The sequence below is a fragment of the Arthrobacter sp. GMC3 genome, from assembly GCF_002929305.1.
In the GTDB taxonomy this organism is placed as follows: domain Bacteria; phylum Actinomycetota; class Actinomycetes; order Actinomycetales; family Micrococcaceae; genus Specibacter.
Window position 1 is genome coordinate 1 of sequence record NZ_PJIO01000105.1, and the last position, 622, is coordinate 622.

At 63.2% G+C, this 622-nt stretch carries 1 protein-coding gene; it reads right to left on the reverse strand.

Features of this window, described 5'->3' with window-relative positions:
• Window positions 1-622, reverse strand: a 622-nt coding sequence (locus CXQ94_RS23860) for a cbb3-type cytochrome c oxidase subunit I (protein WP_181034369.1), incomplete at both ends; no start/stop codon positions are given.

Here is a 622-nt window from a genome sequence, read left to right on the forward strand (position 1 = left end):
TGCCGTTGATCATGCCGCCCCAGCTCGGCGCCAGCAGGATGATCGACATCACCATGCCGAGGCTCTGCGCCCAGTCCGGCAGCGCGGTGTACTGCAGGTGGTGCGGGCCGGCCCAGATGTAGATCGAGATGATCGCCCAGAAGTGCACGATGGACAGGCGGTACGAGTAGATCGGCCGCCCGGCCTGCTTGGGCACGAAGTAGTACATCATGCCGAGAAAGCCGACCGAGAGAATGAAGCCCACCACGCTGTGCCCGTACCACCACTGCACCATCGCATCGGTGGCGCCCGAATACAGCGAGTAGGACTTGAGCGGCCCTACCGGCACCAGCGCGTGGTTGATGATGTGCACCATGCCGGTGACGATGATGAAGGCGCCGAAAAACCAGTTGCCGACATAGATGTGCCGGATGCGCCGGCGGGCGATGGTGCCGAAGAACAGATAGGCGTAGAGCACCCAGATCAGCGTCACCCAGAGTGCGATCGGCCACTCCATCTCGGCGTATTCCTTGGACGTGGTGTAGCCCAGCGCGTAGCTGATCGGCATTGCCACGCAGGCTGCCTGCCAGCCCCAGAAAACCAGCGCCGCCAGCCGATCGGAGATCAGCCGGGCATGACTGGT